We start from the raw sequence: 23,455 nt of genomic DNA, 5'->3' as shown, positions 1-23,455 counted from the left end.
TACGTTCAGCCATCGAGTTCCGGGTAATGCCGGAAGATCCCCTCTTCGCTGAACGGCAAGCGCCGCCTGGAGTTCAGGTAGCGGGCAATATGGGGCCGCGCCGCCACGCTGTCGTGCAGGTCGGACAGCGCCGGGCAGCGCGGCGCCAGCCGCTCCATCGCCTGCGGAAACGCATGGCGCAAGCCGGCGATCATCTGGAACAGCGACAGATCGCCATAGGTCAGCTTGCCGCCCACCAGGAAATTGCCCCGGCTGCCATTGTTCGCCAGCACCTGCGTAAAATAATCGAGAAATTTCGGCAGGCGCGTGGTACGAAAGTCCTGTGCACGTAGCGCGGCAGCCGCCGCCTGGTCTTCATAATACTGGCCCATGGCCAGCGGATGATGCGTGTCGTGCACTTCCGTCAGCCAGTCGGCCATGGTCAGCTGCAACTGGTTCAGCCATAGCCGGCCCGCTTCGGCGCGTGGCGCCAGGCCCAGCTGCTTGCCCAGGTAAAACAGGATATTCGGCGTCTGCCCGATCAGCAGCTCGCCATGGCCAAGCACCGGCGGCGCATACGCCGGCTGCCGTGTGACATTGCCATCGAGACAGGCCAGCATGGCCGGCATGCCCTGCTGCCTGCCCTTGCGTTCGGGCAGGCGCGCCACGTCCTGGTAATCGGCGCCCGCTGCTTCCAGCGCCAGGCGCACGAATTCGCCGCGGCCCTGGATGGTGGGCCAGTAATACAGCAGATACGGTGCGCTCATGGGGTTTGCCTTTCAGGAGTCGGTTTGCGAAGGCTGCTTGACGTCGTCGCCCAGCACGTCCTGCACATATAGCATGATCAGCAAAATGACGAGCACGGCTGTCAACGGTGTGGCCAGCGCCACCCCGGCCAGGCCGAACAGCGCACCGAACAGCAACTGCATGACCACCGTCAGCGCGGGCGGCAGCGACACGGTTTTCGCCTCGATCAGCGGCGACACCAGATACCCCTCCAGCAACTGGATCGCGGCAAACAGCGCGATGGTCGATACGCCCAGGGTGGGGTTGATGGAAAACGCGATCAGCACGGCCGGCACGCCGGCCATCAGCGGTCCCACGTAGGGTATAAAATCGAGCAGGCCGGCGATCACGCCGAGTATCAGCGCCAGCGGCACGCCCAGCAGCGACAGGCCGATGGCGGTGGCGCAGCCGACGACCACCATCGATACCGACTTGCCCACCAGCCATTGCGCCAGGGTATGGCCGATCTCGTCCAGCACGGCGCGTGCGCGGGGCCGGCGCGCCTGCGGTATCAGCGCGATGAAGCCGTCGAGATACACCTTCGGTTGCGCCGCGAAATACAGGCCGACAAAGGCGATGATGATGACATTGCCCAAGGCGCCCAGGATGCCGGAAAAGAACAGGCCGGCATTGGGCACCAGCGACAGCAACTGCTTGCGGATCTGCTCGCTCGAAGGCAGGTCGGTGGCCAGGCTGCGCAGCAAGGCGTTTTTCTGCACCGCGGCGCGCAACTGCTCGATGGTTTCCGGCACCACCGTGCCCAGTTTGGCCGCCTGCTCGCCGATCTGCGGCGCCGTCAAGACGCCGCCACCACCGATCACCGCCAGCAATACCACGACCACGATGGCCAGGGCGATGCCGCGCCGGCAATGCAGGCGCGCGGCCAGGCGCCGGCTCAGTTCATGCAGCAGCAAGGCGAACAAAATGCAGGCAAAGATCAGCAGCAGCACGTCGGCGCCAAACCACAGGGCCGCCAGCGCCAGCATGAACAGCACGCCCAGGCCATACACGATGGCCACGCGCTGCACGAAGCTGCGTTCGATGGGATGGGGAGAGCCGGCAGGCATGATCCTCCCCCGCTAATCCAGACTCAGCAGATAGGCGGCCATGTCGCGCGCATCGTCCACGCCCACGCCCAGGTCGGGCATGGCCGTGCGCGGCTTGATGGCTTGCGGATCGCGTATCCATTGCTGCAGATGCGCTTCGGTATTGGGCAGGCGCCCGGCCAGGTAGCCGCGCTGCGCCAGCTTGTCCAGTGGCGGCCCCACATGCACGGTCGAGCCCGTAATACCGGGGATCATGTGGCAGGCCTGGCAGGCAAACTGCGTCAGCGCCACCTTGCCGCGTTCGATGCTGGTTGCCTTGCCCGGTGCGCGCTTGTGCGTGGCCGGCACCGTGTCGTTCAGCAATGCGGGGGCGCTGGCCAGCCGCGCATACTGCTGCGTGGAGATGGCCGGCAGCTGGCGCAAAAAGGCCACCACCGCCCACAGTTGTTCCTCGTCCAGGTGATGGCCCCAGGCCGGCATGCCGCTCATCTTGATGCCGTGGCGCGTGATCCAGTACAGCTCGCTGGCTTGCCAGCGCCGCGCCGCCTCCACCAGCGGCCCCGGTATCGGCTGCATGCTCTTGCCGATGGCCTCCTGCGCCACACCGGGCGCGCCATGGCACTGCGCGCAATGCTGGCGGTACAGCCCGGCGCCGGCCGCCAGCTGCGCTTGCGCGGCACCGCCGGCCAGCACGGCCGGCGCCACCACCTCGCGCGCATGATGGCGCACCGACTCGTGCATGCCCTGCTCCAGCAAGGTGTACACCGGTTGCCAGTGCTGCCTGGTGGCGCCGATGTTGTACCAGCCGCTTTTGAGCACGATCCAGCCGCCCAGCACACCGGCCAGGGCGCACGCCAGCAAGGTGTCGGCGACGGTGCGAACGATGGTGGCGCGGCGTGATGGCATCAAAACGCTCCATGGCGACAGCAGGTTTCTATTGAAAACAATGAAACAAAGTCTTTGTCGTATTATAAAGATTGATCAGGTTTCAGCAGGATGCAATCGTGCGCAAGCCTCTTTCTCTCTGTCGGCCATACCTTTTCCGGGCGTCAAGCTGGCGCCTGCTGCTGCTCGGCTGCGCGCTGCTCGCCAGCGCCTGCGACAGTCCCGACACGCCAGCACCACCGGCCTCGCCCGCCGCCATCGGCAATGCCGAACGGGGCCAGCGCCTGCTGGCGCAGTTCCAGTGCGGCGCCTGCCACCAGATTCCCGGCGTGCCGGCCGCGCGCAGCCAGGTCGGCCCCAGCCTGGCCTACCTGGGCCGGCAAAGCTATATCGCCGGCCAGTTCCCGAACCAGCCCGACACCCTCGTGCGCTGGATCGTCGATCCGCAAGCCATGCAGCCAGGCACCTTGATGCCGGCCATGGGCGTGGCGCCGGAGCAGGCGCGCGACATGGCGGCCTATCTGTATGGCTTGCCATGAGCCAGCCGTCGTTCAATCAATCCGCGCTGCATCCGGCCGGCGCAGACGCGGCCATCATTCACGACCTGTCGTGGCTGCTGTTCATCGGCGCCAGCGCCATGTTGCTGGGCGTGATGGTCCTGCTGGCGCTGGCGCTGCGGCGGCCGGGCGCGCCGGTGCGCCCGCTGCGCTGGCTGGCCGGCGGCGGCGTGGTGTTGCCGCTGGTGGTGCTCACTGCGCTACTGGCCTGGAGCACCTTGCGCAGCGCCCAGCTGACGCGGCCCTCGTCGCAGCATGCGGTGAAGATTGCAGTCACCGCAAAAATGTGGTGGTGGGAGGTGCGCTATACCGATCCGGCCAGCGGGCGCGATATCGTGCTGGCCAATGAAATCCGCCTGCCGGCCGGGCAAAGCGTCTACCTGGGCCTCGCCAGCGAGGACGTGATCCACAGCTTCTGGGTGCCCGCGCTGGCCGGCAAGGTCGACATGCTGCCGGGCCGCCTGCACGGCATGACGGTGCGCGCCGGCCAGCCCGGCGTCTACCGGGGCCAGTGCGCCGAATACTGCGGCCAGCAGCATGCGCGCATGGCGCTGCATGTGGTGGTGCAAACCCCTGAAGCATTCAAGGCCTGGCTGGATCATCAATCGCAACCTGCCGCCACGCCGGCCGGCGCGCTGGCCCTGCGCGGCCGCGACGCCTTTGTTGCCCAACGCTGCGTTGCCTGCCATACGGTGCGCGGCGTGGCCGACGAGGCAAAACCGGGGCCTGATCTGACCCATGTCGGCAGCCGTTTGTACCTGGGGGCCGGCACCTTGCGCAACAGCCGCGGCGCCATGGCCGGCTGGATTGCCGATCCGCATGCCAGCAAACCCGGTGTGCGCATGCCGGCCGCAGGCGACCTCGACAGTGCAACCCTGGCCGCCATCAGCGCTTACCTGGAGCAGCTGCAATGACAGAGACCGCACTGCCCAGCTCCCTGCCCCGCCCGCCCGGCGAGCTGGCACAACTGCAAGCAATCTGGCGCACGCCCGGCGGCTGGCGCTTCTTTACCACCGTCAACAACAACAATATCGGCCTGCTGTATATCGGCACCGCGCTGCTGTTCTTCGTGCTGGCGGGCATTCTGGGCCTGCTGATCCGGCTGCAGCTGGCGGTGCCGGAAAACGATTTTTTGTCGCCCGGCACCTATAACCAGATCTTCACCATGCATGGCACGGTGATGATGTTTTTGTTCGCCATTCCCGTGGTCGAGGCGATTGCCGTCTACCTGCTGCCCGGCATGCTGGGCGCGCGCGACCTGCCGTTTCCGCGCCTGTCGGCCTATGCCTTCTGGGCCTATGCGGTCGGCGGCCTGGGCTTTTTCATGAGCCTGTTCTGGGGCCTGGCGCCCGACGGCGGCTGGTTCATGTATCCACCGCTCACCAGCAAGGAATACTCGCCGGGCCTGAACGCCGACTTCTGGCTGCTGGGCATCGGCTTTATCGAAATTTCGGCGATCGCCGGCGCCATCGAACTGATCGTCGGCATCCTGTACACGCGCGCCCCAGGCATGAGCTTGTCGAAAATGCCCGTCTATGCCTGGGCCATGCTGGTGGTCGGCGTAATGATCGTGTTTGCCTTTCCGGCCGTGATCGCCGGCACCAGCTTGCTGGAAATGGAACGCGCCTTCGACTGGCCCTTCTTTATTGTCGAGCGCGGCGGCGACCCGCTGCTGTGGCAGCACCTGTTCTGGTTCTTCGGCCACCCTGAGGTGTATATCATCTTCCTGCCGGCGGCCGGCATGGTCTCGACCATGATCCCGACACTGGCTGGCACGGCCCTGGTCGGTCACCGCTCGATTGTGGCGGCCTTGCTGGCGGTGGGCTTTTTCAGCTTTGCGCTGTGGGCCCATCATATGTTCACGGCAGGGCTGGGCGTGCTGGAAATGAGCCTGGTGTCGGCCGCCAGCATGGCCGTGGCGATCCCCACCGGGGTGCAGGTGTTCGCCTGGATCGCCACCTTGTGGCGCGGGAAAGCGTCGCCAGCCCATGCGCCGACCCTGTTCCTGCTCGGCTTTATGTTCATCTTCGTGCTCGGTGGCCTGACCGGCGTGATGGTGGCCGTGCTGCCGTTCGACTGGCAGGCGCACGACACGTATTTTATCGTCGCCCATTTGCACTATGTGCTGATCGGCGGCATGGTGTTCCCGATGTTTGCCGGCATTTATTACTGGCTGCCGCTGGTCAACGGGCACCGGCTGTCCGAGCGCTGCGCGCGCTGGGTCTTCGGCCTGATGTTCGGCGGCTTCAACCTGGCGTTTTTTCCGATGCACCTGACCGGTTTGTGGGGCATGCCGCGCCGCGTGTACACCTACCCGGCCGACATGGGCTGGAACAGCCTGAACCTGGCGTCGAGCATCGGCGCCCTGGTCCTGGCGCTGGGCATCGTGCTGTTCTTTATCGACCTCATCCGCACCCTGCGCACACCGAAACAGGAGCACGGCAATCCGTGGCGCGCGTCGACGCTGGAATGGCTGCCGATGGAAGACTACGCCGTGCGCAGCATTCCCGCTATCGGCTCGCGCCATCCGCTATGGGACCAGCCGAACCTGCCCGAAGAAGTGGTGGCCGGCCGGCACTGGCTGCCCGGCACCGTCACTGGGCTGCGTGAAACCATCATCACCAGTCCGGTCCAGGCGCGCCCCTTGTACTTGCAAATTCTGCCCGGCGACAGCATCTGGCCGCTGATCGGCGCGCTGGGTACGGCCGGCTTCTTCCTGCTGCTGACGATAGAGCAAACCTTGCTCGCGTGGGCTTGCGGCATGGCCGCCATCGTGGCGATCATCGCCTGGATGTGGCAGTCCGACAGCACGCCGCCCGTGACGACGGCACAGGTATCGGATACTGTCGTGCTGCCGGTCGGCATCACCGGCCCCGCCTCGCATTCCTGGTGCGCCACCCTTATCATGCTGGTGGTCGACGCCAGCATCTTTGCCGCCTTTGTGTTTGCGCATATCCACAGCGCCATGGCCTTGCAGATCTGTCCGCCACCGGGCGCCCGCTTGCCCGCGCCGCTGTGGCCGTGGACCGCCTGCGCGCTGTTGCTGGCCGGTTCGGTGATGATGCTGTGGGCGCGGCGTTTGCAGCTGCAGCACGGCCAGGCCCTGCTGCGCCTGGCCGTGCTGCTGGCGCTGGCCTGCACCGTGGCCGGCTTCGGCCTGGCCTGGACGAGCCAGATGCAGTCGGGCCTGTCGCCCACGTCCAGCGCCTGGGCCGCCACCATCGCCGCCCTGCTGGCCTACCAGGGTTGTCATGTGGTGATCCTGGTGCTGGTGGCCGGTTTCCTGTGCGCGCGCTCGTGGGCCAGCCGCCTGCTGCCGCTGCACCGCGCCACGCTCGACAACTGCAGCCTGCTGTGGCATGGCACGGCCCTGCAAGGCATCGTCGGCATTGCCATCGTGCACTTGATGCCGTCACTGATGGGCTAAGGAAAATCGCCATGCGTGCACAAGACCATTTGCTACGCCGGATGATGCAACCGTCGCTGCCGCTGCTGATATGGGGCGTGCACTTTTTCTTCTGTTATTTTATTGCTGCCGAGCAGCTACGATTCGGCAAGGCGGCGACGCTGTGGCTGCTGGCTTGTGCCTCGCTGCTGGCGCTGGGATGGTTGGCCGTGTTGTGCTGGCGCGCCCTGCGCCGCCTGCATGCGGGCGGCAATATCAGCCTGCTGCACTGGGCCGGCGCGGCTTGCGCGATGCTGGGTGCCGTGGGAGTATTGCTGAGCTGCCTGCCGATGCTGCTGCTGTGGAGCTAACAGGATCAGCTGCAACAGGATTTCTCGGAGGGAGCTCCGCCGCCCATCGCCAGCCCCAGGTTCTGCAAGATGGGGCAGTCGGGCTTGTCGTCGCCATGGCAGGAACTGGCCAGCTGGTTCAGGGTATTGCGCATGTCGCTCAGTTCCGCGATGCGCTGGTTCAGGTCGGCCACATGGGCCAGGGCGATGCGTTTGACGTCAGCACTGGCGCGCTGGTCGTTTTGCCACAGCGACAGCAGTTCGCGGATCTGTTCGAGCGAAAAACCGAGATTGCGCGAGCGCTTGATAAAGTGCAGCGCGTGCAGATCCTGCGGCGTGTAGATGCGATAGCCGGCATCGCTGCGCGCGCTGGGTTTCAACAAGGTAATGCTCTCGTAGTAGCGTATCATTTTTGCCGAGACTCCGGTCTCGCCTGCCGCCTGGCCGATATTCATTTTTCATCATCCTTTGCATGGGCGCCGCGCGCCTTCCAGCGCCGCAGCAGCAGCGCGTTGCTGATCACGCTGACCGAACTGAAGGCCATCGCCGCGCCCGCCACCATGGGGTTCAGCAAGCCGAACGCGGCCAGCGGAATGCCGATCAGATTATAGATAAACGCCCAGAACAGGTTCTGCCGTATCTTGCCGTAGCTGCGGCGCGAGATATCGATGGCGTCCGCCACCAGCGCCGGATCGCCGCGCATCAGGGTAATGCCGGCCGCCTGCATGGCCACGTCGGTGCCGGTCGACATGGCAATGCCGACATCGGCCGCCGCCAGCGCGGGCGCATCGTTGATGCCGTCGCCCACCATCGCGACCCTGGCGCCGGCCGCCTTCAGTTCCATGATTTTAGCGGTTTTATCGGCCGGCAGCATATTGGCCGCCACCGTGGCGATGCCCAGCAGCTTGCCAACGGCCTGCGCGCTGCCCTGGTTGTCGCCGGTCAGCATGACGGTGGCGATACCCAGCGCATGCAGCTCTGCAATCGCCTCACGCGCACCGGGCTTGACCGGGTCGTGAAAGGCGAACAGGCCCAGCAGCTGCGTACCTTGCGCCAGCCAGGAGATCGTGTTGCCGGCCGCTTCCAGCGCCTGCGCTTGTGACTGCAGCGGCGCCAGGTCCACGCCCTCTTCCCGCATCAGCCGCGTGCTGCCCAGTTTCAATGCCAGGCCATCGACCTGCGCCGCCAGGCCACGGCCCGGCAAGGCCGACACGCCGCTGGCCGCCAATGGCGCCAGCTGGCGCGCGCCGGCCGCTTCCAGCACCGCCTTGGCCAGGCTGTGCTCGCTGCCGGACTGGATGCCGGCCGCCAGCCGCAGCAAGCGGCTTTCATCGATCCCATGCGCATGGATGGCCGCCAGCGAAGGCTTGCCCACCGTCAGGGTGCCCGTCTTGTCGAACACCACCGTGGTGACCGCATGCGCCACTTCCAGCGCTTCGGCGTCCTTGATCAGAATGCCATAGCGGGCCGCCACGCCGGTGCCGGCCATGATGGCGGTCGGCGTGGCCAGTCCCAGCGCGCACGGGCAGGCAATCACCAGCACGGCGACGGCATTGATGATCGCCGTCTCCAGCTCGCCGTTGGCCCACCACCAGCCCAGCAGGGTCAATAGCGCCAGGCCCAGCACCACGGGCACAAAAATGGCGCTGACCTTGTCGACCAGGTGCTGGATCGGCGCCTTGGCGGCCTGCGCATCTTCGACCAGCCGGATAATGCGCGACAAGGTCGTTTCCAGGCCCACGGCGGTGGTTTTCACCAGCAGCAGGCCGTCGCCATTGATGGCGCCGCCCGTCACCTGCTCGCCCATATGCTTGGCGATCGGCAGGCTCTCGCCCGTGATCAGCGACTCATTGACATCGCTGGCGCCTTCGGCCACGACGCCATCGACCGCGATGCGCTCGCCAGGGCGGATCACCACCAGGTCGCCGAGCCGCACTTGCGCGATCGGCACATCGTGCTCCTGGCCATCGCGGCGCACGCGGGCCGACGCGGGGCGCAGCACCTGCAGCGCGCGAATGGCCGCAGCGGTCTGGCGCTTGGCGCGCGCTTCGAGCCACTTGCCCAGCAACACCAGGGTAATGACGACGGACGAGGCTTCGAAATACAGGTGCGGCAACATGGCGCCCGCCGTCAGCCACTGATAGACCGACAAGCCATACGCGGCGCTGGTGCCAAGCGCCACCAGCAGATCCATATTGCCGCTGCCCGCCTTGAGCGCCTTCCAGCCTGCCTTGTAGAAACGCGCGCCCAAGTAAAACTGCACTGGCATGGCCAGGGCGAATTGCAGGGCGCCCGGCAGCATCAGATGCATGCCCAGCCATTCCAGCAGCATCGGCAGCATCAAAGGCAGGGCCAAGGCGCCGGCCAGCACGACCTTGAGGCCATCGCGCGACGCTGCAGGCGGCGCGCTGGCGGAAACTTGGCTGGGCACGCTGGCCGCATAGCCGGCGGCATCGATCGCCGCCGCCAGCGCAGAGGGCTCAACGCCGCTGACGGTCACGCGCGCGCTTTCCGTCGCCAGGTTGACGCCTGCAGCCAGCACGCCCGGCACTTTCAGCAAGGCTTTTTCCACCCGGCCCACGCACGAGGCGCACGTCATGCCAGCAACCGCCAGATCGATCTCCTGCATGGCGAGCGCATAACCGGCTTTTTCCAGCGCCGCCTGCAAGGTGGCCAGGGGAATGGCTAGACCTGACGCGACACGCGCGGTGTCGGTGGCAAGGTTGATGCTGGCGCTGGACACACCCGGCACGGCCGCCAGCGCTTTTTCAACGCGGGTGGCGCACGTGGCGCAGCTCATGCCTTCGACGACGAATGACTGGGTAAAAGAAGAAGCTGGCATGGCGCGGATCCTGTAGACAAGAGGTGATGTCTACAGGATCGGCCCTACCATGATGGGAAGGTCAAGCGAAAATCAGCGTACTTCGCAGTCGACATTATTCGATTTCCCCGGCGTGGTATTGCTGGCCGTCGGACCCGTGCTGGCATTGAACACAGGCAACGGCGTAAACCGAATACCCGGATCGGCAGGCAACAGCATCGGCGGCTGCCTGAAGCTTGGCGTGAAACCGAACTGGCCAGCGACAATATCGAGCGTCCCCACCGGATTGCTGACCACGATTTGTCCGGTGGTCACGGACGTGTACAGTCCCGGCGCCAGGGTCGGTCCTGACGATGGCGCCGTTTGGGGCAGCGGCGCGCCCGGGGCTTGGTTGCCCCCGGCGCTGATATATTCGGCGGTGAAATACGTGCCGCGGATGCCGATGGTGGCGACCGGCGTTTTCAGGGAAAACTTTTCCTTGTTGCGCTTGCCCAGCAAGCCCGACAGCGAACGCAGGCCACCCTTGACCAGGTTGAACGAGGCACGGTCGCCGTCGGGCTGGTCGGCCTGGTAGGCAAACTGTTCCACCACAAACGTGGTCGCTGGCTTCAGGGTGATCTCGCTGCTGTCGATGAATTTCACCAGCGCATAGGTGTTCTTCTCGGTCATCAGCGTATCGCCCGATTCCACTTCGGATTTCAGCGACAGTATCTTGACCTTGCCGTCGGCCTTTTTCGCCATCATGGCCCCGCTCAGCTGCGTCACGGTGCCCGCCACCTGGGCCACCGCGTGCAGGCTGACGCTCATCAGCACCAGCCACAGCATGGCGCCCGCCAGCATAGCCCTAGTTGCAATAGGTCTTCTGGATACCATTTTTGGCTTCATTGCTTGTTTCCTTGGTCGTATCATCTTTTTTGGTCGTGCTCGACACCAGCGGGCTGGTCACATTGTTCGGCGTACTGATCTGATTGAACGGACTGTACTGCTCATTGAAGGCCGGCACGGTATTGATGGCGCTGGTGACCAGCGCTGGCGGCGCCACCGGCGGCGTCACCGGCGGAGTCACCGGCACGGTCACCATCACCGATGCCGGCAGCGCCACCTTGCCATTGGGCGCCAGCAGGGACACGGCCGCGCCGCGGCTGTTGATGCGCACCGTGTCGGCGGCCGTCAGGTCGCCGTTTTTCGCCAGCACATTGATGCCGCCCGTGGCCTGCACGTCAAGGGTCGATGCGCCGGCGAAGCTGACGCCGGTGCCGGCGGTGACGGCGATGGTGCCCGCCGCGTTGACGCGCGCGCCGTCGCCAAAGGTCACGCCGGTGCTGGCGTCGACGGTGACGTCATTGCCTTGGACGACGCCCTGTACGTTGACCGGGCTGTGGGCGATCAGGGTCACGTTGCCGCCGGTAGTGGTAATGGCGTGACTCTCCACGCCGCCCGTGCTTTCGATGCGCACGTCGCCGGCGCCGGTGGCCAGGCTGCCCAGCACCAGCACATCCGGCGCGCTGGTGGTGGTCAGGGCAATGCCGCCGGCGCCGCTGTTGCTGGCGCTAAATGTTTTGAGGCGATTGCCGGCGTCGTTCAGCACAGTGCCGTTTTGCGACTGCGTCACCAGGCTACGCGCCACCACGGCGCCGCTCTGGCTGATGGCGCCCGCGCTGGCGCTCAAACTGATCGTATTGGCCGCCAGGGCGGCAAAGCGCAGGTCGCCGCTGGCCTGGATGATGGCCAGGTTGCCGCCCACGTTGATGGTGCCGCCACTCTGGCTGAAGCCGTTGCTGACCGTGACGTTACCCGCGCCACCGAGCAAGCCGCCGCTTTGCGCATAGTTGGCGGTGCTCAAGGCGCCGTTGACCAGCAGGCTGCCGCCGGTCAGGTTCAGGCCGCCGCGCGAGGTAAAGTTGTTGAGCACGGTGTCGCCAGCGGCCGCGGTGTACACCACGCTGCCGGTGCTGGCCACAAAATCGGCCGCCAGCACATTGCTGCCGCTTGGCGCCACGCCGCCTTCCCAGTTGGCGGCGTCGCTCCACAAACCGCCGCTCGCGCCGATCCAGGTCGACAGGGCGCGCTGCGCTATGCTGGCCTGGGCCACGCCGCTGTTCGACGCCAGGGTGTAGTTGCCGGCATCGCTGCCCGCCAGCTGGAAGCCGCCGACCGCCACGGTTTTGCCGGTACCGAAGTTGCGGTCGGCAAAGGTGCCGCTGCCGCCGGCCAGGCTGACCGCATCCTGGCCAATCACGCCGGCCACCATGCCACTGACACTGGCCGCCTGCGTGCCGTCATACACCTTGTCGCTGGCGCTGACGCTGGCCAGGGTCAATGTCGCGCGGGCAATATTGGCAGTGGTCGCGCCAGCCGTGTTGGCCAGGCGGTAGTTACCGGCATCCGCGCCGGACAGTGCCGCGCCCTGCACCGCCACGGCCTTGCCGCTGCCCGCATTCTTGTCAGCAAAGGCCGCGTTGGCCGAGGCGCTCAGCACGTCGCCGGCTATACGGTTGTCGCTGATCGCCACCTGCGCGCCGCCCGCACCGTCATACACTTTGTCGACACCGGTGTAAGCCAGGCTCAGGGCGCGCTGCGCAATGCTGGCCGTGCTCGCACCGCCGGTAGTGGCCAGGCGATAATTGCCCGCGTCAAGGCCGGACAGGCTGGCGTTCTGCACTGTCACGACTTTATTGGCGGCGGCGTTCTTGTCGGCAAATGTGCCAGCAGCCGTTGCCGTCAGAACGTCGCCAGCAACACGATTATCGGTCACGGCGACCGTGGCGGCGGTGTTGCCGTCGTAGGTCTTGCCCGTTGCCGCAAAGGCCAGCGACAGTTCGCGCTGGGTGATGGTGGCGCTGGTGGCGCCGGTGGTTGAGCTCAAGGTGTAGTTGGCTGCATCGGTACCGGACAGAATGGCGCTCTGCACTGTCACCACTTTATTGGCGCCAGCGTTCTTGTCGGCAAAGGCGCCGCTGGCCGTTGCTGTCAGCACATCGCCCGCAACGCGGTTGTCAGTGACGGCGACCGAGGCGGCGGTGTTGCCGTCGTAGGTCTTGCCCGCTGCCGCAAAGGCCAGCGACAGTTCGCGCTGGGTGATGGTGGCGCTGGTGGCGCCGGTGGTTGAGCTCAAGGTGTAGTTGGCTGCATCGGTACCGGACAGACTGGCGCTCTGCACTGTCACCACTTTATTGGCGCCGGCGTTCTTGTCGGCAAAGGCGCCGCTGGCCGTTGCTGTCAGCACATCGCCCGCAACGCGATTGTCAGTGACGGCGACCGAGGCGGCGGTGTTGCCGTCGTAGGTTTTGCCCGCTGCCGCAAAGGCCAGCGACAGTTCGCGCTGGGTGATGGTGGCGCTGGTGGCGCCGGTGGTTGAGCTCAAGGTGTAGTTGGCTGCATCGGTACCGGACAGAATGGCGCTCTGCACTGTCACCACTTTATTGGCGCCGGCGTTCTTGTCGGCAAAGGCGCCGCTGGCCGTTGCTGTCAGCACATCGCCCGCAACGCGATTGTCAGTGACGGCGACCGTGGCGGCGGTGTTGCCGTCGTAGGTCTTGCCCGCTGCCGCAAAGGCCAGCGACAGTTCGCGCTGGGTGATGGTGGCGCTGGTGGCGCCGGTGGTTGAGGCCAGTACATAGTTGGCCGCGTCAAGTCCGGACAGGCCGGCGTTCTGCACCGTCACAGCCTTGTTGGCGCCCGCATTCTTGTCGGCAAACGAACCAGCGGCGGCTGCAGTCAGCACGTCACCGGCAACCCGGTCATCGGTCACGGCGACCGTGGCGGCGGTGCTGCCGTCATAGGTCTTGCCGGCAGCCGTAAAGCCCAGCGCCAGCGCACGTTGCACGATGGTGGCGCTGGTGGCGCTGGTGGCGCCGGTGGTCGACGACAGCACATAGTTACCGGCATCGGTACCGGACAGGCTGGCGTTCTGCACTGTCACGGCTTTATTGGCGCCAGCGTTCTTGTCAGCAAAGGTAGCAGTCGCTGTTGCCGTCAGCACATCGCCGGCAACGCGGTTGTCAGTGACGGCGACCGTGGCGGTAGTATTGCCGTCATAGGTTTTGCCCGCTGCCGCAAAGGCCAGCGCCAGTTCGCGCTGCGTGATGGTGGCGCTGGTGGCGCCGGTGGTCGAAGCCAGTACATAGTTGGCCGCGTCAAGTCCGGACAGGCCGGCGTTCTGCACAGTCACCGTTTTGTTGACGCCGGCGTTCTTGTCGGCAAACGCGCCAGTCGCCGTTGCGGTCAGCACATCACCGGCAACCCGGTTGTCGGTCACCGCGACCATCGCGGCAGTGCTGCCGTCGTAGGTCTTGCCGCCAGCCGTAAAGCCCAGCGCCAGCGCACGTTGCGCGATGGTGGCGCTGGTGGTGACGGTGGTCGAGGCCAGCACATAGTTACCGGCATCGGTACCGGACAGGCTGGCGCTCTGCACTGTCACCGTTTTATTGACACCGGCATTTTTGTCGGCAAAGGCGCCAGTAGCCGTTGCGGTCAGTAGATCACCAGCAACCCGGTCATCGGTTACGCCGACCGTGGCGGCATTGCTGCCGTCATAGGTCTTGCCGGCAGCCGTAAAGCCGAGCGCCAGCGCACGTTGCGCGATGGTGGCGCTGGTGGCGCCAGTGGTCGACGACAGCACATAGTTTGCCGCATCGGCGCCAGAGACGCTGGCGTTTTGCACCGTCACCGATTTGTTGACGCCGGCGTTCTTGTCGGCAAATGCGCCAGTCGCTGCTGCGGTCAGCACGTCACCGGCGATACGGTTGTCAGTGACGGCGACCGACGCGGCAGTGCTGCCGTCGTAGGTCTTGCCGCCAGCCGTAAAGCCGAGCGCCAGCGCGCGTTGCGCGATGGTGGCGCTGCTGGTGCCGGTAGTCGAACCCAGCACATAGTTACCGGCATCGGTACCGGACAGGCTGGCGTTCTGCACTGTCACCGTTTTATTGACACCGGCATTTTTGTCGGCAAAGGCGCCGCTGGCGGTTGCGGTAATTGCATCACCGGCAACCCGGTCATCGGTCACGGCGACCGTGGCGGCAGTGCTGCCGTCATAGGTCTTGCCGGCAGCCGTAAAGCCCAGCGCCAGCGCACGTTGCGCGATGGTGGCGCTGGTGGCGCCAGTGGTCGAGGACAGCACATAGTTGGCCGCATCGGCGCCAGAGACGCTGGCGTTCTGCACTGCCACGGCTTTATTGTCGCCAGCGTTCTTGTCGGCAAACGAACCAGCGGCTGCTGCGGTCAGCACGTCACCAGCAACACGGTCATCGGTTACGCCGACCGTGGCGGCGGTGCTGCCGTCATAGGTCTTGCCGGCAGCCGTAAAGCCGAGCGCCAGCGCACGCTGCGCAATGGTAGCGCTGGTGGCGCCGGTGGTCGAGGCCAGCACATAGTTACCGGCATCGGTACCGGACAGGCTGGCGTTCTGCACCGTCACGGCCTTGTTGACACCAGCATTCTTGTCGGCAAACGCGCCAGTCGCCGTTGCGGTCAGCACATCACCGGCAACCCGGTTGTCAGTGACGGCGACCGTGGCGGCAGTGCTGCCGTCATAGGTCTTGCCGGCAGCCGTAAAGCCCAGCGCCAGCGCGCGCTGCGCGATGGTGGCGCTGGTGGCGCCGGTGGTCGAGGACAGCACATAGTTACCGGCATCGGTACCGGACAGACTGGCGTTCTGCACCGTCACGGCTTTATTGACGCCAGCGTTCTTGTCGGCAAACGTACCAGTCGCTGTTGCCGTCAGCACATCGCCGACGACGCGGTTGTCAGTGACGGCGACCGTGGCGGCAGTGCTGCCGTCATAGGTCTTGCCGGCAGCCGTAAAGCCCAGCGCCAGCGCGCGCTGCGCGATGGTGGCGCTGGTGGCGCCGGTGGTCGAGGCCAGTACATAGTTGGCCGCGTCAAGTCCGGACAGGCCGGCGTTCTGCACGGTCACCGCTTTATTGGCGCCGGCGCTCTTGTCGGCAAAGGTACCAGTCGCTGTTGCCGTCAGCACATCGCCGACGACGCGGTTGTCAGTGATGGCGACCGTGGCGGTAGTATTACCGTCATAGGTTTTTCCGGCGGCTGCAAAGCCCAGCGCCAGCGCACGTTGCGCGATGGTGGCGCTGGTCGCGTCGGTGGTCGAGGACAGCACATAGTTACCGGCATCGGCGCCGGACAGGCTGGCGTTCTGCACCGTCACAGCCTTGTTGGCGCCCGCATTCTTGTCGGCAAACGAACCAGCGGCGGCTGCAGTCAGCACGTCACCAGCAACACGGTCATCGGTCACGGCGACCGTGGCGGCAGTGGTGCCGTCGTAGGTCTTGCCGGCAGCCGTAAAGCCCAGCGCCAGCGCGCGCTGCGCGATGGTGGCGATGGTGGCGCCGGTGGTCGAGGCCAGCACATAGTTACCGGCATCGGTACCGGACAGGCTGGCGTTCTGCACGTTCACTGCCTTGTTGACACCAGCATTCTTGTCGGCAAACGAACCAGCGGCGGCTGCAGTCAGCACGTCACCAGCAACCCGGTCATCGGTTACGCCGACCGTGGCGGCGGTGCTGCCGTCATAGGTCTTGCCGGCAGCCGTGAATCCCAGCGCCAGCGCACGTTGCGCGATGGTGGCGCTGGTCGCGCCGGTGGTCGAGGCCAGTACATAGTTGGCCGCGTCAAGTCCGGACAGGCCGGCGTTCTGCACGGTCACCGCTTTATTGGCGCCGGCGTTCTTGTCGGCAAAGGTAGCAGTCGCTGTTGCCGTCAGCACATCGCCGACGACGCGGTTGTCAGTGACGGCGACCGACGCGGCGGTGCTGCCGTCATAGGTCTTGCCGGCAGCCGTAAAGCCCAGCGCCAGCGCGCGCTGCGCGATGGTGGCGCTGGTGGCGCCAGTGGTCGACGACAGCACATAGTTACCGGCATCGGTACCGGACAGGCTGGCGTTCTGCACTGTCACCGTTCTATTGACACCGGCATTTTTGTCGGCAAAGGCGCCAGTCGCCGTTGCGGTCAGTAGATCACCGGCAACCCGGTTGTCGGTCACCGCGACCATCGCGGCAGTGCTGCCGTCGTAGGTCTTGCCGCCAGCCGTAAAGCCCAGCGCCAGCGCACGCTGCGCGATGGTGGCGCTGGTGGTGACGGTGGTCGAGGCCAGCACATAGTTACCGGCATCGGTACCGGACAGGCTGGCGCTCTGCACTGTCACCGTTTTATTGACACCGGCATTTTTGTCGGCAAAGGCGCCAGTAGCCGTTGCGGTCAGTAGATCACCAGCAACCCGGTCATCGGTTACGCCGACCGTGGCGGCATTGCTGCCGTCATAGGTCTTGCCGGCAGCCGTGAATCCCAGCGCCAGCGCGCGCTGCGCGATGGTGGCGCTGGTGGCGCCAGTGGTCGACGACAGCACATAGTTACCGGCATCGGTACCGGACAGACTGGCGTTCTGCACCGTCACGGCTTTATTGACGCCAGCGTTCTTGTCGGCAAACGTACCAGTCGCTGTTGCCGTCAGCACATCGCCGACGACGCGGTTGTCAGTGACGGCGACCGTGGCGGCAGTGCTGCCGTCATAGGTCTTGCCGGCAGCCGTAAAGCCCAGCGCCAGCGCACGTTGCGCGATGGTGGCGCTGGTGGCGCCGGTGGTCGAAGCCAGTACATAGTTGGCCGCGTCAAGTCCGGACAGGCTGGCGTTCTGCACCGTCACAGCCTTGTTGACACCAGCATTCTTGTCGGCAAAGGCGCCAGTCGCCGTTGCGGTCAGCACATCACCGGCAACCCGGTTGTCGGTCACCGCGACCATCGCGGCAGTGCTGCCGTCGTAGGTCTTGCCGCCAGCCGTAAAGCCGAGCGCCAGCGCGCGTTGCGCGATGGTGGCGCTGGTGGCGCCGGTAGTCGAAGCCAGCACATAGTTGCCCGCGTCAAGTCCGGACAGGCTGGCGCCTTGCACGGCAATGGCTTTTTCCGCTGCGGCGTTCTTGTCGGCGAAGACTGCGTTCGCCGTCGCTGCCAGTACGTCGTTCGCGATGCGGTCATCGGTCAGCGTCACAGTCGCCGCAACGCCGCCGTCATACGTTTTATTGACGCCAGTAAAACCGAGATTGAGCGTGCGCGCTGTGATAGCGGCGCTGGTATTGCCTTCGGTAGCGGTCAGTGCATAGTTGCCCGCATCGTTGCCACTCAGGTTGTTGCCCGTCACGCTGTAGTTCACGTCCTTGGCGACGCCCACGTTCTTGTTGGTGAAACTGGCCGAGAGGCCCGTCAACTGGACCTGGTCGGCGCCGATCACGCCGTCCAGGCTGCCGCTGAGGCTGGCGCTGGTGCTGCCGTCGTAGATTTTATTGGCTGCGCTCACGCTGCCCAGGGCCAGCGTGGCGCGCCTGATGTCGGCGGTGCCGCTGGCGGTTTCTGCCAGGCTGTAGTTGCCCAGGCCGTTGCCGGTCAAGGCCAGGCCGCTGATATTGACTGCCTTGCCGGCGCCGGCGTTCTTGTCGACGAATTGCGCCGTGCCGGTGACGCCGAGCGTATCGCCGGCCACCGTATTGCCGAGTGTCAAAGTGGCGTTGCCGAAACCAAGCTGGCCGTCGTAGACCTTGCTGCCGCCGATGGCCACGCTCAACGTGCGCGGCATGATCGACAGTGTCGTCGCGCCCGACAAGGTGATGTCGTATTTGGTCGACCACAAGCCGCCCAAGGCATAGCTGCCGACATTGCGCGCCGCGTTGTAGCCGGCGCTGCCGCTGGCGGCGCTGTCGCCGTCGAGCAAACCGCTGTAAGCCAGCGTGCCGGTGAACGCCGCCAACTGGCCGTCATAGACGCGGCTGACCGCACCGCTGGCGGTCACTTGCAGCGGCTTCAGGAAGGCTTTCAGCATCGGCGTCGTGTAGCCGTCGTAGATGCGCCATACCGCGCCTTCGCCGAAATTGAAGCCGCCAAACTGGGCTTGCTGCTGCATCTCCACCGCCGAGCGTCCGATTGAACCATCGGGCTCCAGCTGGCTGCCTGCAGTTTCCTTATTGAAATAGGCAGGGCCGACGATGGCGCCGCTGTCGACGCGCCCGACGACCGCGCCGGCGCGGCTGAAACCTTCGCTGGCCACCGCGCCGCTGCTGTAGACATACCTGGCGCTGCTGCCCGATGCGCTGCGCCCGATCAGGCCGCCGATGTTTTCATGCACCAGCGTCACGTCGCTATTGGTCGACGCGCCGACCGCGCCGGTGGCGTAGGCATTGCTGATGCTGCCGCCATTGCGCCCGACCAGGCCGCCGATATTGGCCGCGCCGCCGACGCCGCCGGTGGCGTACGCCTGGTCGATGGTGCCGTCGTTATTGCCGACCAGGCCGCCGACGTTGCTGGTGCCGCTGACGGCCATGCTGCTCGTCACATTGCTCAGGTAGCCGCCGCTGTTGTTGCCGACGATCGCGCCGACATTGTTGCCGCCGGTGACGCTGCCGCCCTGCATCGTCAGGTTATTAATCGTCGCGCCCTGGATCCGCGCAAACAGGCCGCTGCCGTAATACGAGGAATTGCCGCGATTGATGGTCAGGTTATTGATCGCATGATTGGCCCCGTCGAAGGCGCCGCTGTACGCAGCTTCGTCGCCGCCGAACAGCGGCGCGAAGCCGGCGCCCTGGTTCCAGCTGGCCGTGCCGCTGGCGTCGATATCGCCGGCCAGAATGTAATTGGTATTGTTGACTTGCTTGTCGACGCCTTGCAGGCCGTATACGTCGGCGATCCGGTAAGGGCTTGCCGTGCTGCCATCGCCGCCGGTCGCGCGCAGGAAGTTGGCGCTGCCGATCTTGAAACTGTAGGCTGAAAACGACGGCAGGCTGGCGCTATTCTGGACCCAGTTGCCGCTTTCGAGGAAAAACTCGCCACTGACATTGAGCGGGTTGGTCGAGGTGATCAGATTGTCGCCGCCGCCATCGCCGCCAACGTTCAGCTTCAGGTTATGCAGCACGGTGAAAAAACTGTTCAGATTGATGCCGACGCCGCTAGTCAACTCAAGATTGGTGACGTAATCGCTGATGCTCAGCGAGCCGGTTTGATTGATGGTGCCGGCACTGCTGCTGCCGATGGTCAGCGTACCGGCGACGACCCGGAATAATTCGGCATTGGTCAACCCCAGGCTGTCGGTCGGCTTGTCGCCGACCACGCCCAGCGTAATCGGGCGCCCGAAAGTCATCGGCGTCAGCGTGACGCTATTGCCGCGGATGCCGCGGCCATAACTGATATTGTCCGCTTCCAGCCGCAGCGTGCCGCCGGTCAGTTGATTGCCGTCGGCGCTGCCGCTCAAGCTGATGCCGCCGCTGCTGTCATTGGCGCGCAAGGTCAAGTCGCCGCCGCCGGCGTTGACGGTGCCGGTGCCGGTCACGCTGGCGCCCGACAGGGAGGCGGTGCCGCCGTTGGTGATGATCGTCGCGCCCAGGTGCAGGTCCGAGCCGAGGCCGTAAGCCGTGCCGCCGCCGTCGTTGGCCGACAAGGTCACGGCGCCGCCGCTGGTGGCGATATCGGCGTTGACGTTGATGGTTTCGCCGGCGATGGCGGTCACACCGGCGCCGGGGCTGACCATATTGATGGCGCTGTTGAAATTGATGCGGCGCGTCGCCTGCAACGTCACCCCGCTGCCCGCGCTGGAAATCGTGTCGGCGCCGATGCTGGCGCTGCCGGATTCCGGTGCGTCGGTAAACTCGTTGACGTTGTCCAGTTCGCCGCCGTAACCGGCCACCACGTCGATATCGTACGGGTCGAGCAGCCAGTTGCCGCGCTTGCCGCGCCGCGACGAGGTATCGACGCGGATGCCTTTGACGTCGAGGTAATGACCCGACGTTTCCACCAGGCCGCCATTGCCCGAGGCCGCGCCGCCGCGCGCCGTGATGGTGCCGAAGACGCGCGCCGTCTCATTGCCCCACACGATGACCTTGCCGCCGTCGCCGCTTTGAATGGCGTCCGCGGCAATGGTGGCGTCCTTGCCGACAGCCACCTGGCGCGCGTTGGCAATCGCCGGGTTCTTGCCCTGGTAGTCGCCGCCCAGCAAGACCGTGCCGCCGCCAAGGGCGCCGCTGGCGTCCACCGCAGCGTTGCCTTGCATGCCGACTTGGTCGCCCAGCACGGTAATCTCGCCGCCCTTGCTCGCCGCACTGGTGGCGCTGGTCATGCTGCCGTTTTCCAGCAGCGTCTTGCCCGTGGCTTTGAGCACGATCTTGCCGTTCTCGCCGACCACCGCGCTGTTGGCGTTGAGCACGCCGCGCTGGTTCAGCAGCGCACCCAGCATGCCGATGTGCCCGCCCTGCGCCACGATCTGGCCCACATTGATGGCCTGGTCGGCAGGCGCCGACAACACCACGCGCAGGTCCGGGTTGGCGGCGTCGGCCAGTTGCACACTGTGGCCGGCGGCCAGCAGCACGTCGCCGTTCGGCGCCGTGATGATGCCGCTGTTTTCCACGTTCGGCGCGATCAAGAGAATCTGCCCGCCGCTGCCGGCGTTGATCGAGCCCTGGTTGATGACGGCGCCGGCCTTGTCGCCGGCGTTGAAATTCATCTTGCCTGCCAGGAAATCCTGGTTCGACAGCGCCAGGCTCGACGCCACCAGGCCGGCCACGTCGACCTTCGCATCGCGGCCGAACAGCACGCCATTCGGATTGATCAGGAACACCTTGCCATTCGACTGCAGTGCACCGAGGATCTTGCTGGGGTCCTGCCCGGTAATGCGGTTGAGCACGCTACTGCCGGCGTTTTGCTGCAGAAAGCGCGTGATCTCGCCCGGATTGACGGAAAAACTCTGCCAGTTGATGATGGTGTTGGGCGTGTTCGTGATGGTAAACAGATTGCCCTGCTGGTTGAACGTGGCCTGGCCATGCACCACTTGCGGCAAGGCCGGATTGGCGTGGGCGGCATTGAAGCAGGCGGCGATCAGGAGGGCCAGCGCGGTGCGGCGCAGCGGCGGCTCGACAGGGCGGCCAGCGCGCACGGTGCTTACTTGTTTTTGTTTGGTCATGATTTTTTCCTCGAGGCTCAATACCTCAATGCCTTAATACGAAATCGCAACTCTGAAATGCAGGCGGTTGGCGTCGCGGCGCCCCGTCTGGCCGGGGTTGAGCACATGGGCGTAGTCCAGCTGTACATTGGCGTAGCGGCCGAGCAGGATGCGCAGGCCCAGGCCGCTTGACCCGATCGCCATGCCGTCGATTTCGCCAGGCAGCGCATGATTGCGGCGCACCCAGCCCGTGTCATAAAACGCCAGCGCGCGGCACTGGTAGCTGCCTTCGCCGCACCAGTTCGGCGTGTACAGCTCCAGGTTCAGATTGGCGCCGCTGTCATTGGACACTTCGCGCTCGAGAAAACCGCGCACGGTGGCCGCGCCGCCGACGCCGAACTGCTCGCCCGGCACCAGGGCGTCGGGCGTGTACTGGCCGTTGAACAGCGCGCGCCATTGCCAGTCCTGCTCCAGCACCTGGAGGTAGCTGCCGCTGAGGCGCACGGTGCTGTAACCGGCTTTGGCGCCGGCACGCGCCAGGGTGAAGTCACGCTGGCTGCCGTTATTGCCACCAGGAATATTACGCGCAAACGTCACCCCCGCGCTGGCCTCGCCGCGCGGCAAGCTCCAGGTGCCGATATAGGCGATGCTGACCGGGTGCACCGTCACGTCCGTGCCCAGTTCCGTGCCGAAGAAGCGCAGGCTGTTGCGGTAGGCCTTGAAGTCCAGGCCATAGACCAGCTTCGGTTCATAGTCGTCGCGCTTGCCGAAGTTCTGGTTGTAGCGCGCGCCGGCGGTGGTGCCGCGGCCGCTGACGGCCAGGTCGACGATGCCGGCCGACACCGTGCCCGAATCGACGTTGGAGTAACTGGCAAAAAAGTCCAGCGAGTCGCCCAGCGCATACAGCGGCACGTGGTAGCCGAGGCCGTACACGCCGACCTGCTTGGCGTGCTCGACCGAAGTGGTGTATTGCAGGCTGGCCACATGGTCGCGGCGCCACAGATTGGCGTGCTGCAGCACCACGCCGGCATGGGTCTTGCCGGAATCCTTGCTGCCGGTATTGTCGAGATTGAGCGTGGCTTTCCAGGCACGCTCGTCCGTCACCGCGATGCCTGCATCGACCGTGCCCTCGTCGTCGCCGCCGGACAGCTTGATTTCCAGCTTGCGGGCCGGATTTTCATTGGCCAGCTTCAGGCTTTGCACCAGCGCCGTCATGTTCGGCGTCTGTCCCTCCACCAGGCCCGGCAACGCGCGACGCACATTGGCATCGTCAAATTCCTGGTTGCCGGTGATGGCCACCTTGCCCACCTGCGTCTGCACCACCACCAGCCGCACGGCGCCATGGTCGAGCTCCTGCTCCGGCAAACTCACCAGCACCATCGTGTAGCCACGCGCCCGATAGGCGTTTTCCAGTGCCTCGACGGCTTGCTGGATATCGCCAAAGTCACGTTTCTGGCCAGCAAATGGCGCCACCAGCGTTTGCACAAGTTGCGGGCCGAGCAAGGTGTCGCCGCTGACGTCGTAACGGGCGATATCGAACCGGGGCGTATCGGCAATCCCCGTGTCGGAAGTGCCGGCAGCAGGATCAGCTTGTGGAGATTGGGCGTTTGCGCATGCCGCGCACAGCAACAGCGCGGAACCTGCAAGCAGGCGCACCAGACGATAGTTCATGTGTGAGAGTTCTTGTGAGTGCATGGCCAGCCAGGCGCGGCTGGAGCAA

The 23,455-nt window shown here is 65.4% G+C and carries 12 protein-coding genes; 4 read left to right on the top strand and 8 right to left on the bottom strand.

Annotated elements, in window-relative coordinates:
• Positions 1–5 precede the first annotated feature (5 nt).
• From ASR47_RS24920 to ASR47_RS24910, 3 genes are read right to left on the bottom strand one after another with little or no spacing between them, the layout of a single operon-like run.
• Positions 6–746, bottom strand: coding sequence for a glutathione S-transferase (locus ASR47_RS24920; protein WP_065310488.1), 741 nt, complete (start codon positions 744–746; stop codon positions 6–8).
• Between the two features lie 12 nt (positions 747–758).
• Complete coding sequence (locus ASR47_RS24915) at positions 759–1,832, bottom strand: AI-2E family transporter (RefSeq protein WP_065310487.1); 1,074 nt, start codon at positions 1,830–1,832, stop codon at positions 759–761.
• 12 nt (positions 1,833–1,844) lie between these two features.
• Positions 1,845–2,717, bottom strand: a complete 873-nt coding sequence (locus tag ASR47_RS24910) for a c-type cytochrome (protein WP_065310486.1) — start codon at positions 2,715–2,717, stop codon at positions 1,845–1,847.
• A 98-nt stretch (positions 2,718–2,815) separates the two neighbouring features.
• On the opposite strand from ASR47_RS24910, the gene ASR47_RS24905 reads away from it, so the two are divergent.
• Genes ASR47_RS24905 through ASR47_RS24890 form a run of 4 tightly spaced genes read left to right on the top strand, consistent with a single transcriptional unit; the run spans position 2,816 to position 7,009 of the window.
• A complete protein-coding gene (locus ASR47_RS24905; protein WP_245714463.1) occupies positions 2,816–3,235 on the top strand; it encodes a c-type cytochrome in 420 nt (139 codons plus the stop codon).
• Positions 3,232–4,167, top strand: coding sequence for a cytochrome c oxidase subunit II (locus tag ASR47_RS24900; protein WP_065310485.1), 936 nt, complete (start codon positions 3,232–3,234; stop codon positions 4,165–4,167). Before ASR47_RS24905 ends, ASR47_RS24900 begins: the two co-directional genes overlap by 4 nt.
• On the top strand, positions 4,164–6,680 hold the full coding sequence (locus ASR47_RS24895; protein WP_065310484.1) for a cbb3-type cytochrome c oxidase subunit I: 2,517 nt from the start codon (positions 4,164–4,166) through the stop codon (positions 6,678–6,680). Before ASR47_RS24900 ends, ASR47_RS24895 begins: the two co-directional genes overlap by 4 nt.
• A gap of 11 nt (positions 6,681–6,691) precedes the next feature.
• Positions 6,692–7,009: a hypothetical protein gene (locus ASR47_RS24890; RefSeq protein WP_065310483.1), complete on the top strand. Its 318-nt coding sequence runs from the start codon at positions 6,692–6,694 to the stop codon at positions 7,007–7,009.
• Positions 7,010–7,014: 5 nt separating this feature from the next.
• Here ASR47_RS24890 and cueR read toward each other — a convergent pair whose 3' ends face one another.
• The 5 genes from cueR to ASR47_RS24865 all read right to left on the bottom strand — a co-directional run bounded on the left by cueR (position 7,015) and on the right by ASR47_RS24865 (position 23,406).
• Entirely contained in the window at positions 7,015–7,443 is a 429-nt protein-coding gene (gene cueR / locus ASR47_RS24885) for a Cu(I)-responsive transcriptional regulator (RefSeq protein ID WP_065310482.1), read from the bottom strand.
• Positions 7,440–9,830: a heavy metal translocating P-type ATPase gene (locus tag ASR47_RS24880; RefSeq protein WP_065310481.1), complete on the bottom strand. Its 2,391-nt coding sequence runs from the start codon at positions 9,828–9,830 to the stop codon at positions 7,440–7,442. Before ASR47_RS24880 ends, cueR begins: the two co-directional genes overlap by 4 nt.
• Positions 9,831–9,902: 72 nt before the next feature.
• A complete protein-coding gene (locus ASR47_RS24875) occupies positions 9,903–10,634 on the bottom strand; it encodes a FecR family protein (protein WP_245714462.1) in 732 nt (243 codons plus the stop codon).
• A gap of 19 nt (positions 10,635–10,653) precedes the next feature.
• On the bottom strand, positions 10,654–21,756 hold the full coding sequence (locus ASR47_RS24870) for a YDG domain-containing protein (protein ID WP_150127965.1): 11,103 nt from the start codon (positions 21,754–21,756) through the stop codon (positions 10,654–10,656).
• Between the two features lie 33 nt (positions 21,757–21,789).
• Positions 21,790–23,406 carry a ShlB/FhaC/HecB family hemolysin secretion/activation protein gene (locus tag ASR47_RS24865; protein WP_065310478.1) on the bottom strand — a complete coding sequence of 539 codons (1,617 nt, stop codon included), beginning with the start codon at positions 23,404–23,406 and terminating at the stop codon, positions 21,790–21,792.
• Positions 23,407–23,455: the final 49 nt, after the last annotated feature.

The sequence above is a fragment of the Janthinobacterium psychrotolerans genome (assembly GCF_001677885.1).
In the GTDB taxonomy this organism is placed as follows: Bacteria; Pseudomonadota; Gammaproteobacteria; order Burkholderiales; family Burkholderiaceae_D; genus Janthinobacterium; species Janthinobacterium psychrotolerans.
Note: the sequence above shows the minus strand (reverse complement) of the source record. Positions and strands in the feature narration are given on the sequence as shown.